Below are 15211 nucleotides of genomic sequence, written 5' to 3'. Positions count from 1 at the left end.
AGCCTTTTTCCATCTCCGCTGACCTTTATCAGGTAGCAGCGGGCGCCAGCGTCATTTTCTCCACGCCGATCGCGAGATTGAGGCCCTCCTGGGCCTGGACATTCAGCGGCTGCAGCATGAAGGCCTGGTTGGTTCCACCGGCGATCACCTTGGCGCCGGCACCTGCGCCGAGGCTGGCATCGGCACCAATGCCGTAATATTCGCCAGCAAGCGCAAATTCCGGAATGTTGGTGCCGGTCCTGGCAAGAACCTGCCAGATCATGACGCTCTTGCCAGTCTCACCGATATCCAGGCCGAATTTTTCGATTTTCCCGGCATAGACGGCCTTAGGGCCGCCGCCAGCAGGGGTGTAGGTGCAGATCAGATTCTTCCGTGAAGTGACGATCAGTCCCTGACCGCCTTCCGATCCGCAGACCAGACGGCCGAGGCTGACATAGTTTGCAGCGCTTGCCGGGCTTGCAAAGGCTGCTGCCGCCACTGCCGTCGCTGCGATCATCATGTGCTTGATCATGGCCGTTCTCCTTTCGGATGACCTATCGGAAACGAATTGATCCTTTTGATTGTTCCGGCGGTTACTCGCGCTCGAGCGTGCTGCGCGGAGCTGTCAGCGTCCAGGTCATGCCTTCCGGCAGGTAGTCCACCTGCACCGTTCCTCGAAAAGCGGCCGCGGCATGCGTCTTGATGACCGTGGTTCCGAAGCCGGAGCGGGATGGGGTCGCGACCTCAGGGCCGTTCCGTTCTTCCCAAATGAAACGCAGCATCGCTTCGGGCTGATCCTCTGTCTGAATATTCGCCCAGGAGAAGGAGACGCGGCCCTGCGGTATGGAAAGCGCCCCATATTTAACTGAATTGGTGGCCAGTTCATGCAGCGTCAAGCCGAGGTTTTGGACGGCCTCGGGCTTGACGACAAAGTCCTCACCGGAAATCTCAAGCTGTTCTGCCGCCTGCGGGAAAGCCTCCAGATGAATGTCGATGACCCGGCGGAGCGATGCGCCGGACCATTGTTCGCTTGTCAAAAGCTCGATCGAACGGACGAGGCCGTCTAGGCGATCGGAAACGGCGGCTTGGAAGCTCTCGACACTCTCGGCCTGTTTGGCGAGCTGGCGCATCATTGCCTGGGCCAGCGTGAGCAAGTTCTTCGTTCGATGCACCAGCTCATGCATTATGAAATGCAGACGGTCTTCCGTCTGGCTGCGGTCGAAAGAGGCATTGGACAGAGCTACGGCGACCTGGTTTGCCTCGATGACGCTAGTATCGATCGGCGCCACGATATGGCCCTCTCCCATGCGGCTTGCCATGTCGGCGATGTCGCGGATCGTGGTGCGCACCTGCCGCGCCACGGCATAGGCCGCGAGCACCGCGACCAGAAGTAATGCGATGCCGCCGACAATCAGGAAGCGCCAGGTCGTGAGGATCGATGCCTGTGCCGTGGCGATTGGCCCCCAAACCACCGTTTTCCAGGACCAGCCCGGAATTTGAGCATAGCCCAGGAGCTGATCCGGCAGAATATCCTCGTCCTCGAAGACGCCGCGCGAAGCGATAAGCGACGGCAGGATGCGCGTGTCGAACGGCGTTCCGGGGTCAATGCTCGCCATGCCGCTCGAAGCCACCACATGGCCACCCTGATCGATGACCGCAGCCGACCACCCCGATGGAAGCCCTTCGGTCGTGACAAGTCTGGCGAGATCCTTGGCGTTCTGGGTGACGATCAGCGCCGCAACCTGACCTGCATCCAGGGGCATCGTGACGTTGTAGACCCATTCGCCGCTCGTCGTTCCCTTGAAGACATCGGATGCTTCGATGCGGCCGGAGTTGAGGGCCGATTCCATCGCCGGGATGTTGGCCGTCTTGCCAAGCGGCGTGCCGAAATCACGGCGCGTGTTCAGAAGTTGCTGGCCGCTTCGGTCGACGGCCAGGACGTAAAGCGTGTCGCCGCGCAGGGCCGTTTCTGTGCGTTCATGGAAGGCAGCGAAATCGTTGTTCTCGAGCTCCGGCGAGGTCGAGAGCAGGCGAAGGGTCGTCGCCATGTCCTGCAATTGACGGTCGATCGTGCGGGAGAGGGTCAGCGCGTCTTGCGCCGTCTCGCGTCTTAACGTCGTCCGCTGATTGTCCTCGAGCTGCAAAAGCAGGAGGGTGACAAAGGCAAAGATTGGCACAGCGATCGAGACCGCCATGGCGACGAGATAGGTGCCAATAGAGGCTTTCGGAAACAGCCGCGCGCGCAGACTCATGGGCATATTCTTTGCAGGCTTTCGAGGGCGAATTGCCCGGCCGGATTTTCGCAAACAGTTGCGAAAGCAAAAAACTGCATCGCCGTCAGTGCCCTCAATGCGTTCGGATTCCCGATAGCCTGCTATCGAAGCAGGGGCATGTTAGGGGCAGGGGGAAGTGGTTGCAACACACTAAAACATCCTGACGGAAGAATTGTAATCGCCATACAATTGCGCCGTCAGGCAAACCGGGAGAACCGAAATGGGCTCAAGCTTGCGTCAGTTGCGCCTGACAGAATCTCGTTTGCCGCCAGCGCGCCGATCAACGGAGCAAGCGTCACGCCGGAATGCATGACCGCAACATAGAGGCCACTGATGCCACAATTGCCGATAATCGGGAAGCCGTCCCGCGGCGTCGGGCGGTATCCGACCGTGAGGAAGTCCATTGTCAGCGCATCGCTTCCAAAAAGGTTTGCTTTGACTTTTGCAAAGAGAGTCGCGGCGGTCGCCAGGCGGTCTTCACCGGGATCGCCGCCGCCGAAGTCGCTGCCGGCGATGATGCGCCCTTCGGCGGTTTGGCGCATATGCAGCTCCGTCGCGATCACCAGGCTGTTCAGCCGCTTCCCGAAGGGGCGGGAGTGCACGATCAGGCCAGGCGGCGCATCGATCGGCAGTGTGATCCCGGCCGATGCAGCGATCGGAACGGATCCTGCCCCGGAAGCGAGGACGACATGGTCCGCTTCGATCAAACCTTGGGACGTGACGATGCCCGTAATGTGCTCGCCGCTGCGGATGAGGCCGCGAACGGCACCGCCGATGAATTTTGCGCCTCGCGCTTCTGCATCCGCCAGCATCATGCGCGCTGCGGCAACCGGCTCGACTGCGCCTTCCTCAGCGACGGCGAGGGCGAAATCGGGAGGATTGCGGAGATAGGGTTCGCGACGCGAGATTTCGCTGCGATCGATACGGCTGATTCCGTAGCCCCAGCCGCTGTGCTCCTTCTCGAACGCCGCGAGTTGATCGGGAGGCAGGTCCCAGCAGATACCGCCGCACCAGGAAAGCGGCAGGCCCGGAAGCTCGGCGGCAAACCGCTTCCACTCCGCCATGGAACGGCGCCGGAAATGAAAGTAGAATTCCGGGTTTCCCCAGCTGGCGTTAATCCAGGCAAAGGAATTGGGTGTCGCAACGCCGCCCGTTTCTTGGGCGATAACGGTCACAGCGGCATCGGCCTTCGCCAAATGCCAGGCGATCGATGCGCCGATGATGCCGGCGCCGACGACGATCACATGCTGTTTCGCCGCCATCGCTGGTTCTCCACGATCTTCGGGTATCAGCCGCTGGTGGTGGCACCGACGCGGGCCAGGCCGTCACGCGCCGGCTGGTATTTCGGGTCCAGGCCGATCGCATGGCGATAGGAACGGGCAGCCTTCGCCTTGTCGCCGCGACGTTCATAGACAAGCGCCTGGTTGGCCCAGGATTCGGCGATGTTGCCGTTGAGCTCGATCGCATGGTTGAAGTCGGCGAAGGCATTGTCGTCGTCGTTCAGCGCGATATAGGAAATGCCCCGGCCGTTATAGGGCTCGGGCGAATTTGCTGACAGCGAGATCGCCTTCGAGAAATCGTCGATCGCCTTGTCCTGCTGATTGCGCTTCTGGAAGATCAGGCCGCGATTGTGATAGGCGCGGCCATCCGTCGTGTTGAGCTGGATCGCACGGTCGAAATCGTTGAATGCCGCATCGTCCTGGCCGGCCTGACGATAGACGTTGCCACGGCCGATATAGGCGACGTCATAGCTCGGGTTGATCTGCAATGCCGCATTGTAGTCGGAGATCGCCTGTTGTGGCTGGCCCATGTTGCGATAGACAAGCGCGCGGTTGGCATAGGCCTGGAAGAAGCGCGGATTGATCTGCAGAGCGGTGTTGAAGTCGTTTAGCGCGGCCTTGAATTGACCGCCGCGGCCATAGGCCGAACCCCGCACGTTATAGCCCTCCGGATCACGCGGATTGGCATTGATCACCGAAGTTAGCGAGGCGATGTTCCCTTCAGAGCCCTGGGCCTTGTCGAGGCGGATCACAGCATCGGAGGTGTTGTCGGTCTGGCAGCCGGCGAGACCGACTGCGGCAAGGACTGCGAGCACCGGCAGCAGCGTCGCCTTCGGCGCGCGCAAGGACCGGGGCGAGATGAACAAGAAATCAGCCATTCGTGCGCTTTCCCCATGCGTCATATCCGCGGTAATCGGATATGCGATCTTCAGCGGCAAAATAAAAAGGCGGCGGCGACACGTAATCGCCCCCGCCAACATGCATCTGAAAACGTCGAAATAACGACGGCTCCGCCTAGCGTGCAACCAGACCTTCGCGCTGTGCCCGCTTGCGAGCCAGCTTGCGAACGCGGCGAACGGCTTCGGCCTTCTCGCGAGCGCGCTTCTGCGACGGCTTCTCGTAGTAGTCGCGCATCTTCATTTCGCGGAAAATGCCTTCGCGCTGCATCTTCTTCTTGAGAGCGCGGAGAGCCTGATCGACATTGTTATCGCGGACAAGTACCTGCACGAGAATCACGTTCCTTTGGTTTTGGTTGACACCAGCGGCGACAGCGCCAGGGCAAAATAATACGGTTCGCGCGGCCGGAGCCTTGCGATTGGTGATGGGGGATACCAGATCGGAGGGGTGAAGTCCAGACTGATATGGCGATCTGCCGAAAAAATGGCGGGCGCGGCCCTCCGCTACCCTGGCGGACACGGCATCTCGATGCATTTGCTATTGCCGTATTTGAAAATGCACCTATATGTAGCGCATCGAATATTGCTTGCGACCTTTGTCCACACGCCGAAAGCGTTCTGTCAGATTTCCTCTCAACATCGATAAGAACCGGCGAGTGTTTCTCCGGTAAGGCAACGATTGAAAGGAGATCGTTCATGAATTCAGGCACAGTTAAATGGTTCAACAGCACCAAGGGTTTTGGTTTTATCCAGCCGGATGACGGTTCGACTGACGTCTTCGTGCATATTTCCGCAGTGGAACGCGCCGGGATGAGCACACTGTCCGATGGACAGAAGGTACGCTACGATCTGGTCCGGGATAAAAAGTCCGGCAAGAACGCAGCGGACAATCTCCAGGCCGCATGATTTGTCATTAGCCCTGGCTGACCACGGATGTACTGGCAGCAGGCTGAATGATGGGAGAGGTCGGGTAAAGCGCCCGGCCTTTTTGTTTAGGCGATCCGACCATCTGACATTTGAAAGGGTGCCGCGATGCCAAAGCCGAGCTATTCGAACTATAAAGTCGGCGACCTTGTGGTGCTGAAGTCCGGTCTCACCCGAACGGCGGCGGCCAACAGGCGATGCAAGGTTGTCGGCGTACTGCCGAACGACCATGGACATGTGCAGTATCGTGTCCGGTTCGAGGCTGAAAACTTCGAGCGCAGGATAACTGCACTTGATATCGATGCGACCGAATCCCCACCGCGGATCGTCGGTACTCAGGCAATTCAAACTTCCAATGCCGAGCCTTGGTTGAAGGTTTCCAGCATCAAGATTCGAAAGTAACGTCTTCACTCGTTAACAGCACGGCATGTCATGCCGGCGAAAGGAAAAGATTTTGCAGGTTCTCGTCAGGGACAATAATGTCGATCAGGCTCTTCGCGTGCTCAAGAAGAAGATGCAGCGCGAAGGGCTGTTTCGCGAAATGAAGGCGCGTAGCGCCTATGAAAAGCCGTCCGAGAAGCGGGCCCGCGAAAAGGGCGAGGCTATTCGCCGGCAGCGGAAACTCGCGCGTAAGAAGATGCAGCGCGAAGGTTTGCTGCCGATGCCCAAGAAGGCGGCAAATACGCGCTAATGACCGCTTGCGGGGCTGGCTTCCAACTACGCTAACCATCCAAGGGAAAAGCGAATGACTGCCACAAAGGACGCATTCTTCAACGCCACGAAGATGTCGGCCCGTGACAAGGCCGAAGCGACGGATCACACGGCGCGGGCGATCATCGCAGATGAGGCGAAACTGCGCGAAAAAAAGACGGAGAAGTTGAAAGCTCTCCGTCTTCAGCGGGAAGCCGAAGCTGAGCCGGAGCTTCCGGCAGCAAAACGGAAACGCAAGGCCTCAGTCAAATCGGCCGGCCAATAGGTCTATTGCAAACGTGATCCTCTCCTCCGGCCGGTAGTCTGCCTAGCCCCATTTCCGCGCTCCGACACAATTTGTCTTTATGCTGCGAGCCAGTTCGTAAGACAGGATGGTGTTCAGGGCTAAAGCGGCGTAGCTTTTCCTTGCTGCTCAGCAAGCTTGCAGCGTAGGGGCGCCATCGGTTCATGACACGCACGCAGCAAATCGGCGTCATCATCGGCTTGGCGATTGTTGCCATGCTCACGCTGCTGCGGGCCGGTGATCCGCAGCTCCTGCGATCGATCCGCGATGTGACCTTCGACGAGTACCAGCGCGTGTCGCCGCGGCCGTTCGAAGAGCTGCCCGTGCGGGTGATTGATATTGATGAGGCGTCGCTGCGGGAATTCGGCCAGTGGCCGTGGCCGCGCGATAGGTTGGCCCTGCTTGTCAACAGACTGTCCGAGATGGGTGCGGCGGCGATTGCTTTCGATATACTTTTTGCCGAACCGGACAGGCTTTCACCTCGCGCTGTCGTCGGCAATGTGCCGGGGATCGATCCGTCGCTTCTGGCGCAGTTGCCGGACAATGACAACATTTTTGCTGATTCGATTGCCGATAAGCCCGTCGTGCTCGGCTTCGGCTTATCCAACGAGGGAACATATCGTCCATCGGTCAAGGCTGGTTTCGCCTTCACCGGCGAAAGTCCCGTCGAGGCACCTCCGCATATCAAAGCTGCAACGCCGTTGCGGCCGCGTCTTGAAGCGAATGCCGCCGGTGTTGGCCATATTAGCCTTAACCCAGGCAGCCCCTCATCGGTAGTGCGGGCGGTTCCGCTGTTTCTGACGGACGGCGAGCAGCTTTATCCTAACCTGGCGCTCGAAGCACTGCGTGTTGCCCAGGGTGCTTCGACCTATGTGCTGGCAGGCGCACCGGACGCAGTCGGTGTCATGACATCGGCCAAGATCGGCGACTTCGTCGTTCCCGTGACGGCGGCAGGCGAGCTCTGGCTTTACGTCAGCGCCGACCATGCGGAGAGATATGTCTCCGCGCGGCATGTGCTTGCGGCGGAAGGAGCATCGCCGGAGGTCAGCGCGGCGATCAACGGCAGCATCGTCTTTGTCGGCACCTCGGCTGCCGGATTGCAGGATATCCGCGTTACGGCGCTTGGAGAGAATGTGCCGGGGGTTTCGCTGCATGCGCAGACTGTCGAGCAGATCCTGAACAGCCGCTATCTGTCGCGGCCGGATTGGGCCGATGGCCTGGAGATATTCGCCATCGCGATGCTGGGCAGCCTTCTGGTGATATTGACGACCTTCGTCAGCCCGGCCGTGGCGCTCGCCTGCGGTTTGGCGATCACTGCGCTCGCTCTTGTCGCGTCTTGGCTTTGCTTTTCCTATTCCGGGCTTCTCTTCGATCCGTTGGCGCCGATCATCAGCGGATCGATCACCCATTTTTCAGCGACATCGTTCCGCATCCTTGTAATCGACCGGGAGCGGCGCGAGGTTCGCCGAGCCTTCGGACAGTATCTGTCACCGTCACTCCTCTATCGTATCGAGCATACGCGCGACGCATTGCGCCTTGGCGGCGACGATCGGGAACTGACGGTCATGTTCGTCGATGTACGTCATTTCACCGAAATCAGCGAGCGCCTATCGCCAACGGCCGTCGTCAGATTCCTCAACACGCTGCTCGATGCGTTGAGCCGCCATGTCGTCGCCAATGAGGGCACGCTCGACAAATTCATCGGCGACTCGATCATGGCCTTCTGGAATGCACCAGTCGATGTTGCCGGTCACGAGACGAAGGCGGTGCGTGCGGCACTGGCCATGCGGGAAACGCTTGCCGAACTAAATGCTGCCGACGCCTTCGGCTTCGGCACGGACAAGCCCGTCGGTATCGGCATCGGCATCCATACCGGCGTTGCCTGCGTCGGAAACATGGGGGCCGAAACGCGCTTCAACTATTCGGCCGTCGGCGATGCCGTGAACGTTGCTGCGCGCATCGAATCCTCCTGCAAGGAAGTCGGTTTCGATATTCTGATTTCGGAGGATACGGCGCGGCTGCAGCTAGGTGCCGCGCTGCTAGAGGCGGGCATTATCGGTCTGAAGGGAAAGAGCAGCCGCACGCGTCTATTCGCTGTCGTTGGCGATCAGCGCTTGGCACAATCAGCGGAATTTGGGGAACTGCAGCGCCTCCACAATCAGCTTATTGAAGCCTTTCGCTCGCGCTCGCCCGACGCTCGCCGGATCGTCAGCGCCATCAGGCTGAGGGCCAAGATGATGGCTCCTGGATTGGCAGAATTTTATCGCCGGATTTCCCGCAGGGCTGATCATTTCCGCGATGAACCGGTTTCCGAGGAAGCGCGGCCGGCTGAGTGAGGTGTTAACGATGGCGGTTCCGTTCGCCACGATCCCTGTCATGATCCTTGTCATGACGATCGGCCTTATCGCGACCTTTGTCGTGATCCCCCCGGTGGTGGTCATATGATTTATGCGGCCCGTCAGGGTCGTGCGGCCTATCGGTGTGATCACGCGGCTTGTCCGTGTGAGGCCTGCCAGGTTCCCGCGGCTTCTCGGGCTTTGGTTCCGGAGGCGGGGTGCTCGGTGCCTGTCGCTGAGGCGCTTCAGGGCGCCGTTGCAACGCCGCGGTCAACCCGCAGCCGCCGCCCATCATGCCGGTAAGCGACTGGCCGCCGGAAAGGAATGGCAGCGCGTCTGACGTTCCGAGCCTGCGAAGGACGCCCTGGTTGACGCGCGCCACATCCGTCATGTTTCCGTTAGGTGTCGCAACGACGCAGTCGCAACGGCGTGTCAGCTGCCGGCAGCCGCCGGGGCCGCAAAACTGAGCGGCACCATTCAGCATAACGACGGCTGTTGTTCCATCGGGGCCGACATAGAAATCGAAGGCAGTGCCGCGCACACCGATCGTACCTGCAGGCGTCAGGATCTGGTAGGCGGACGATTTCGAACTGCCGCTGATCCAGCGGAACGTTCCCTTCGCTGCGCGGATGCTCAGCCTCTTCACCGATTGCGAATCATCGAAGATGTATTTGTCGATGACGACCGACGAGCCCCAGCCGACCGCAAGCTTCGTACCGTCCCGGAAGACAAACTGGCCAAGTCCGGATTGCGAGGTACGAATGCGCTCGTCGCGATGGACAGCGGCATTTACCGTCAGCGGTCCCGATTGACCGGTGACCTCCGTCTTGATCCGGATCGCCTGGCCGACCTGCTCGGTTGCGGAAACCGGCATGGGGCTGGAAAGCACCGCGCAGAGCACCGCAGCTGTAACAGGACGCAGATACGACATGGAAATACCCCTAAGCATAGGAATATTAGCATATGATACTGCCACCCGTCTGCCTGCCCTCTTGGGTTAGTTCGACTAATCCGGCACGAATGCGGTTCAGCCGGTGGAGTGTCATCAGCACTTGTTTCAGGCATGTCAAACAAAAGCCCGTTCGCGTCGCAAAAGAAACGTTGTGCCGCATTTCGATTTGCGATTTGTATGGCCACGAAGGAAATGCCTTTCCCTGAAGGAGACGAAGGCGGATGCGGAAATATTCGGTTTTTGCCGTGGCACGGGAAGCGCTCAGAGGCCATAAGGGCTGGGACAGGCAGTGGACTTCGCCGGAACCGCGCGCGGAATACGACGTCATCATCATCGGCGGCGGCGGGCATGGTCTGGGGGCAGCCTACTACCTTGCCAAGGAGCATGGCATTACCAATGTCGCGGTGCTGGAAAAAGGTTGGCTCGGCGGTGGCAATACCGGTCGTAACACTACCATCATCCGCTCGAACTATCTCTATGAAGAGAGCATGCACATCTACGAGCATTCGATGAAGCTCTGGGAGAATCTGTCGCAGGATCTCAATTACAATGTGATGTATTCACCGCGCGGCGTGATGATGCTCTCCCACAACATTCACGACCAGCAGTCCTTCAAGCGGCATATCCATGCCAACCGGCTCTACGGCATCGACAACGAATGGCTGACGCCAGAGCAGGCAAAGGCTTATTGTCCGCCGCTCGATATTTCGGCAACGGCGCGCTACCCGATCAACGGCGCGGCTCTGCAGCGCCGCGGCGGTACGGCACGTCACGATGCAGTCGCCTGGGGTTATGCTCGTGCGGCGTCGGATCGCGGCGTTCACATCATCCAGAATTGCGAAGTCACAGGCCTCCGCCGCGGTCCTGATGGCAGGGTGACGGGCGTTGAAACCAATCGCGGCTTCATCGGCGCGAAGAAGATCGGCGTCTCCGCAGCCGGCCATACGACGACCGTGATGAAGATGGCGGACGTTCGCGTGCCGCTGCAATCGAGCCCGCTGCAGGCCCTGGTTTCCGAACCGCTGAAGCCGATCTTCCCCTGCGTCGTCATGTCGAACACGGTGCATGCCTATATCTCGCAGTCTGACAAGGGCGAGCTCGTCATCGGCGCTGGCACGGACCAGTACAATTCCTATTCGCAGACCGGCGGCCTGCAGATCATCACGCATACGCTCGATGCGATCTGCGAGCTCTTCCCGATGTTCCGCCGCGTGAAGATGATGCGCTCCTGGGGCGGTATCGTCGACAACACGCCGGACCGTTCGGCGATCCAGTCGAAGACGCCGGTTCCGGGACTCTATGTCAACTGCGGCTGGGGCACTGGCGGCTTCAAGGCGACACCGGGCTCGGCTAATCTGTTTGCGCACCTGATCGCCCGCGACGAGCCGCACAAGTTCAACGCCGGGCTAACGCTGGAGCGCTTCCGCACCGGAAGGCTCATCGACGAAGCGGCCGCCGCAGCGGTGGCGCATTGATGAGGTCGCCGATTGATTTGCACGGGACGGTGCGATGGGTCTTCCCTTCTCCCCACTGGGGAGAAGGTGGCCCGCAGGGTCGGATGAGGGGGCGGCACGGTGGGCCGTTAATTGCCCTTCGCTTCCACTCAGGCCGTTCGCCGCGTTCGCTCCTCACCCCCCTCATCCGCCCTTCGGGCACCTTCTCCCCGCGGGGGAGAAGAGGGAGAATAAAATGCTACTGATCTACTGCCCATACTGTCAGGAAGAACGTTCCGAGCTCGAATTCCGCGGCGCAGGCGATGCGCATATTGCGAGGCCGCAGAACATCGCTTCGATTTCCGACGAGGAATTTGAAGAGTATTTCTTCCTGCGCGACAATCCGAAGGGTCTGATCTTCGAACGCTGGCGGCATATCCATGGCTGCGGCCGCTTCTTCAATGCGGCGCGCGATACAGTCAGCGACAAATTCATCATGACCTACAAGGCAGGCGAGCCGAAGCCTGAAATAGGCGCTGCCAGTGTTCCGCACGCCCCCGTCGAAACCTATGAAGCGACGGAAGGAGAGGCGAAATGAGCGGCGCGAACCGAATTGCAGGCAAGGGACGCCTGACGCCGGCGAGGACCGCCCGCTTCACCTTCGACGGCAAGAGCTATACCGCGCTCGAAGGCGATACCGTCGCCTCGGCGCTTATTGCGAACGGTGTGCATCTCGTCGGCCGCTCCTTCAAGTATCACCGCCCGCGCGGCATCCTTTCAGCCGGCGCGGAAGAGCCGAATGCGCTTATCGACGTTTCCCGAGACTCGGCTCGCAAGCAGCCGAACGTGCGCGCAACGGTCCAGGAAGTCTTCGACGGAATGATCGTCAATTCGCAGAACCGCTTCCCGTCTCTCGCTTTCGACGTCGGCGGCGTCAACAATCTGCTTTCGCCGTTCTTCGCGGCGGGCTTCTACTACAAGACCTTCATGTGGCCGAAGGCCGCCTGGAAGCACGTCTATGAGCCAATCATCCGACGTGCTGCCGGTCTCGGCGTGGCGCCGACGGAAAGCGATCCGGATCATTACGCAAGCCGCTACGCGCATTGCGATGTGCTGGTGGCAGGTGCGGGCGTTGCCGGGCTTTCGGCCGCCCTTGCCGCGGCTGAAGCAGGTGCCAGCGTCATTATCTGCGACGAGCAGGCGGAATGCGGCGGCGCGTTGCGATTCGACAGTGGCATGAAGATCGACGGCATCGAGGGTTACACCTGGGCGCAGCAGGCGACTGCCAAGTTGAAGGCGATGGACAACGTGCAGGTTCTGACCCGCACGACGGCCTTCGGCTACTACAACCACAATTTCATCGGTCTTGCCGAGCGCGTGACCGACCATATCGCCAAGCCCGACCGCGGCCTGCCGCGCGAGCGCCTCTGGCAGGTCCGCGCCAAGCGGGTGATCCTCGCTGGCGGTGCGATCGAGCGGCACATGGTATTCCCGAACAACGACCGTCCGGGCATCATGCTGGCGTCCGCCGCGCGCATGTACCTGAACCATTACGGCGTCGCCGTCGGCGCAAAGGTTGGCGTCTACACGGCGCATGACTCGGCCTATGAAGCCGCCTTCGATCTGAAGCGAGCAGGCGTGGCAATCGCTGCGATCGTCGATTGCCGCCAGACGCCGGGGGCTGCAGTTCTTGCCGAAGCGCGTTCGCTCGGCGTCGAGGTGCTGACTGGACAATCGGTTATCAATACTTCGGGCAAGCTTCGCGTCTCATCGATGACCGTTGCGCGTAACGGCGGCGGTTCGCCGCGCAAGATCGTCATCGACGCATTGCTGGTTTCGGCCGGCTGGACGCCGTCGGTGCATCTCTTCTCTCAGTCGCGCGGCAAGGTGAAGTTCGAGCCGGAAAGCCAGCGGTTCCTGCCCGGCACCTATGCGCAGGACTGCCTGTCGGTCGGCGCTTGCAACGGTACGGACGGCCTGCAGCAGACGATCGAAGAGTCGCTGGCGGCCGGTGAGCTGATGGCGCAGGCCGTCGGAAAATCCGGCAGCGGCAAGATCAGTATTTCGGGCGAACAGGCCCATGACTGGACAGGCGGCATGATCGGCGCTGCCGAAGGCGCCGGACCGGAAGCGAGCGCCAAGGCCTTTATCGACTTCCAGCACGATGTCTGCGCCAAGGACATCCGTCTTGCGGTGCGCGAAGGCATGCACTCGATCGAGCACATCAAGCGCTTCACGACGAACGGCATGGCTTCCGACCAAGGCAAGCTCTCTAACATGCACGGTCTGGCGATCGCCGCCGAAATGCTCGGCAAGGAAATCCCCCAAGTGGGCCTCACGACCTTCCGTGCGCCCTATACACCGGTCACCTATGGCGCGCTCGTCGGCCATTCGCGCGGCGAACTCTTCGACCCAACGCGCAAGACGCCGATGCATCAGTGGGAAGAAGATCACGGCGCTGTCTTCGAAGATGTCGGCAACTGGAAACGTGCCTGGTTCTATCCGCGTGCCGGCGAGACGATGCATCAGGCGGTTGCCCGTGAGTGCAAGACGGCGCGCGAGGCTGCGGGCGTCTTCGATGCCTCGACGCTAGGCAAGATCGAGGTCGTCGGCCCGGATGCGGCGGAATTCATGAACCTCATGTACACCAATGCCTGGGATACGCTGAAACCGGGCAAGTGCCGCTACGGCATCATGACCCGCGAAGACGGCTTTATTTACGACGACGGCGTCGTCGGACGCCTGAGCGAGGGTCGCTTCCACGTCACGACGACGACCGGAGGCGCGCCGCGTGTGCTTCATCACATGGAAGACTATCTTCAGACGGAGTTCCCGCATCTGAAGGTGTGGCTGACTTCCGTGACGGAACAGTGGGCGGTGATTGCCGTGCAGGGGCCGAAGGCGCGCGAGATCGTCGCACCGCTCGTCGAAGGAGTCGATATTTCCAACGAGGCCTTCCCGCATATGAGCGTTGCCGAGTGCAAGGTCTGCGGCGTGCCTGCGCGCCTCTTCCGTGTGTCGTTTACCGGCGAAGTCGGCTTCGAAATCAACGTTCCTGCCGACTTCGGTCAATCGGTGCTGGAAGCAGTCTGGGCGAATGCCGAGCCACTCGGCGCGTGCGTCTACGGTACCGAGACGATGCACGTTCTTCGCGCCGAGAAGGGCTATATCATCGTTGGCCAGGATACGGACGGCACGGTTACGCCGGACGATGCTGCTCTTTCTTGGGCTGTTTCGAAGAAGAAAGCGGATTTCGTCGGCATTCGCGGGCTGAAACGTCCCGATCTCGTCAGGGAAGGGCGAAAGCAACTCGTCGGCCTTGTCACCAAGGATCCAAAGGTCGTGTTGGAAGAAGGCGCACAGATCGTCGCCAACCCGAACGAGCCGAAGCCGATGATGATGCTCGGTCATGTGACCTCGTCCTACTGGTCGGAAAACCTCGGCAAGTCGATCGCCTTCGCACTGGTCGCGGGCGGCCGGGCGCGCATGGGCGAGACGCTTTATGTACCGATGCCGGACAAGACGATTGCCGTCGAGGTGACGGACATGGTGTTCTTTGACAAGGAAGGAGGCCGGATCAATGGTTGATGTGGCAATTCGTAAATCCGCCCTTTCCGGTCGCCACGGCGGTTCTGCCGCCGTGCGGCTGACGCCTGCACCGGCGGCGAGCCGGTTGGCGCTCCGGGCGCCGGCAGAATCCCTCAAGGCTCTTTCTTCGGCCCTTGGCGTGACGATCCCGGATGCGCCAAAGACATCAGGCCACAAGGACGGACGCTCGGCTCTGTGGCTCGGTCCGGACGAATGGCTGGTGATCGATGAAAGCGGCGCGGACCTGATGGCCGCCTTTTCCGGCGCGGACGTGCTGCATTCGGCGACGGATGTATCCCATCGCAATGTCGGCATCATCGTTTCCGGCCCGGGCGCCGAAGTGACGCTTTCGGCCGGCTGCCCGCAGGACCTTTCGATCGGCGCATTTCCGGTCGGCACCTGCTCGCGCACGCTGTTCGGCAAGGCGGAAGTCGTGCTCTTCCGCACCGAGGATCATACGTTCCGGATCGAATGCTGGCGGTCGTTTTCCGACTATGTCTTCGGCCTGCTCGCCGAGGCGGCGGGAGATGCTGGCCATTGACGGGCTGGCGGCGAA

Annotated in this window: 15 protein-coding genes; 9 read left to right on the top strand and 6 right to left on the bottom strand. The window is 60.6% G+C overall.

Features of this window, described 5'->3' with window-relative positions; translation table 11 throughout:
- Window positions 1-28 precede the first annotated feature (28 nt).
- The 5 genes from N2599_RS15075 to rpsU (N2599_RS15055) all read right to left on the bottom strand — a co-directional run bounded on the left by N2599_RS15075 (window position 29) and on the right by rpsU (N2599_RS15055) (window position 4759).
- Window positions 29-511: a DUF992 domain-containing protein gene (locus N2599_RS15075; RefSeq protein WP_027507981.1), complete on the bottom strand. Its 483-nt coding sequence runs from the start codon at window positions 509-511 to the stop codon at window positions 29-31.
- 61 nt (window positions 512-572) lie between these two features.
- Window positions 573-2231: a sensor histidine kinase gene (locus N2599_RS15070; RefSeq protein WP_027507982.1), complete on the bottom strand. Its 1659-nt coding sequence runs from the start codon at window positions 2229-2231 to the stop codon at window positions 573-575.
- Window positions 2232-2449: 218 nt separating this feature from the next.
- The gene (locus N2599_RS15065) at window positions 2450-3514 is read right to left on the bottom strand and encodes an NAD(P)/FAD-dependent oxidoreductase (protein WP_027507983.1); all 1065 of its coding nucleotides are present in this window, start codon (window positions 3512-3514) and stop codon (window positions 2450-2452) included.
- A 26-nt stretch (window positions 3515-3540) separates the two neighbouring features.
- Window positions 3541-4410 carry a tetratricopeptide repeat protein gene (locus N2599_RS15060; protein ID WP_027507984.1) on the bottom strand — a complete coding sequence of 290 codons (870 nt, stop codon included), beginning with the start codon at window positions 4408-4410 and terminating at the stop codon, window positions 3541-3543.
- Between the two features lie 136 nt (window positions 4411-4546).
- The gene (rpsU, locus tag N2599_RS15055; protein WP_003585885.1) at window positions 4547-4759 is read right to left on the bottom strand and encodes a 30S ribosomal protein S21; all 213 of its coding nucleotides are present in this window, start codon (window positions 4757-4759) and stop codon (window positions 4547-4549) included.
- Window positions 4760-5124: 365 nt separating this feature from the next.
- On the opposite strand from rpsU (N2599_RS15055), the gene N2599_RS15050 reads away from it, so the two are divergent.
- From N2599_RS15050 to N2599_RS15030, 5 genes are all read left to right on the top strand, one after another.
- Window positions 5125-5334, top strand: a complete 210-nt coding sequence (locus N2599_RS15050; protein WP_027507985.1) for a cold-shock protein — start codon at window positions 5125-5127, stop codon at window positions 5332-5334.
- A gap of 126 nt (window positions 5335-5460) precedes the next feature.
- Window positions 5461-5754 carry a hypothetical protein gene (locus N2599_RS15045; protein ID WP_027507986.1) on the top strand — a complete coding sequence of 98 codons (294 nt, stop codon included), beginning with the start codon at window positions 5461-5463 and terminating at the stop codon, window positions 5752-5754.
- 52 nt (window positions 5755-5806) lie between these two features.
- Window positions 5807-6043 carry a 30S ribosomal protein S21 gene (gene rpsU / locus N2599_RS15040; RefSeq protein ID WP_022715889.1) on the top strand — a complete coding sequence of 79 codons (237 nt, stop codon included), beginning with the start codon at window positions 5807-5809 and terminating at the stop codon, window positions 6041-6043.
- A 54-nt stretch (window positions 6044-6097) separates the two neighbouring features.
- The gene (locus tag N2599_RS15035) at window positions 6098-6328 is read left to right on the top strand and encodes a hypothetical protein (protein WP_027507987.1); all 231 of its coding nucleotides are present in this window, start codon (window positions 6098-6100) and stop codon (window positions 6326-6328) included.
- Between the two features lie 182 nt (window positions 6329-6510).
- Window positions 6511-8682, top strand: coding sequence for a CHASE2 domain-containing protein (locus tag N2599_RS15030; RefSeq protein ID WP_027507988.1), 2172 nt, complete (start codon window positions 6511-6513; stop codon window positions 8680-8682).
- Between the two features lie 4 nt (window positions 8683-8686).
- Here the strand turns inward: N2599_RS15030 and N2599_RS15025 are convergent, their stop codons facing one another.
- Complete coding sequence (locus tag N2599_RS15025; RefSeq protein WP_027507989.1) at window positions 8687-9613, bottom strand: FecR family protein; 927 nt, start codon at window positions 9611-9613, stop codon at window positions 8687-8689.
- A gap of 242 nt (window positions 9614-9855) precedes the next feature.
- Here N2599_RS15025 and N2599_RS15020 point away from each other — a divergent pair, with 242 nt between their 5' ends.
- The 4 genes from N2599_RS15020 (at window position 9856) to N2599_RS15005 (ending at window position 15196) form a co-directional block, all read left to right on the top strand.
- The gene (locus N2599_RS15020; RefSeq protein WP_027507990.1) at window positions 9856-11109 is read left to right on the top strand and encodes a sarcosine oxidase subunit beta family protein; all 1254 of its coding nucleotides are present in this window, start codon (window positions 9856-9858) and stop codon (window positions 11107-11109) included.
- Between the two features lie 214 nt (window positions 11110-11323).
- Window positions 11324-11665 (top strand): sarcosine oxidase subunit delta, encoded by a 342-nt coding sequence (locus N2599_RS15015; RefSeq protein WP_027507991.1) that lies wholly within the window; start codon window positions 11324-11326, stop codon window positions 11663-11665.
- Window positions 11662-14655, top strand: a complete 2994-nt coding sequence (locus tag N2599_RS15010; RefSeq protein ID WP_027507992.1) for a sarcosine oxidase subunit alpha — start codon at window positions 11662-11664, stop codon at window positions 14653-14655. Before N2599_RS15015 ends, N2599_RS15010 begins: the two co-directional genes overlap by 4 nt.
- Window positions 14648-15196, top strand: a complete 549-nt coding sequence (locus tag N2599_RS15005; protein WP_027507993.1) for a sarcosine oxidase subunit gamma — start codon at window positions 14648-14650, stop codon at window positions 15194-15196. Before N2599_RS15010 ends, N2599_RS15005 begins: the two co-directional genes overlap by 8 nt.
- Window positions 15197-15211: the final 15 nt, after the last annotated feature.

It is taken from the genome of Rhizobium sullae, assembly GCF_025200715.1.
Lineage (GTDB): Bacteria > Pseudomonadota > Alphaproteobacteria > Rhizobiales > Rhizobiaceae > Rhizobium > Rhizobium sullae.
This window is presented reverse-complemented; position numbering and strand designations above follow the sequence as displayed.

Bases quoted from the DNA above. Each gene is read 5' to 3' on its own strand.
- N2599_RS15075 (WP_027507981.1), bottom strand. From the start codon at position 511: ATGATCAAGCACATGATGATCGCAGCGACGGCAGTGGCGGCAGCAGCC.
- N2599_RS15070 (WP_027507982.1), bottom strand. From the start codon at position 2,231: ATGAGTCTGCGCGCGCGGCTGTTTCCGAAAGCCTCTATTGGCACCTAT.
- N2599_RS15065 (WP_027507983.1), bottom strand. From the start codon at position 3,514: ATGGCGGCGAAACAGCATGTGATCGTCGTCGGCGCCGGCATCATCGGC.
- N2599_RS15060 (WP_027507984.1), bottom strand. From the start codon at position 4,410: ATGGCTGATTTCTTGTTCATCTCGCCCCGGTCCTTGCGCGCGCCGAAG.
- N2599_RS15050 (WP_027507985.1), top strand. From the start codon at position 5,125: ATGAATTCAGGCACAGTTAAATGGTTCAACAGCACCAAGGGTTTTGGT.
- N2599_RS15045 (WP_027507986.1), top strand. From the start codon at position 5,461: ATGCCAAAGCCGAGCTATTCGAACTATAAAGTCGGCGACCTTGTGGTG.
- N2599_RS15035 (WP_027507987.1), top strand. From the start codon at position 6,098: ATGACTGCCACAAAGGACGCATTCTTCAACGCCACGAAGATGTCGGCC.
- N2599_RS15030 (WP_027507988.1), top strand. From the start codon at position 6,511: ATGACACGCACGCAGCAAATCGGCGTCATCATCGGCTTGGCGATTGTT.
- N2599_RS15025 (WP_027507989.1), bottom strand. From the start codon at position 9,613: ATGTCGTATCTGCGTCCTGTTACAGCTGCGGTGCTCTGCGCGGTGCTT.
- N2599_RS15020 (WP_027507990.1), top strand. From the start codon at position 9,856: ATGCGGAAATATTCGGTTTTTGCCGTGGCACGGGAAGCGCTCAGAGGC.
- N2599_RS15015 (WP_027507991.1), top strand. From the start codon at position 11,324: ATGCTACTGATCTACTGCCCATACTGTCAGGAAGAACGTTCCGAGCTC.
- N2599_RS15010 (WP_027507992.1), top strand. From the start codon at position 11,662: ATGAGCGGCGCGAACCGAATTGCAGGCAAGGGACGCCTGACGCCGGCG.
- N2599_RS15005 (WP_027507993.1), top strand. From the start codon at position 14,648: ATGGTTGATGTGGCAATTCGTAAATCCGCCCTTTCCGGTCGCCACGGC.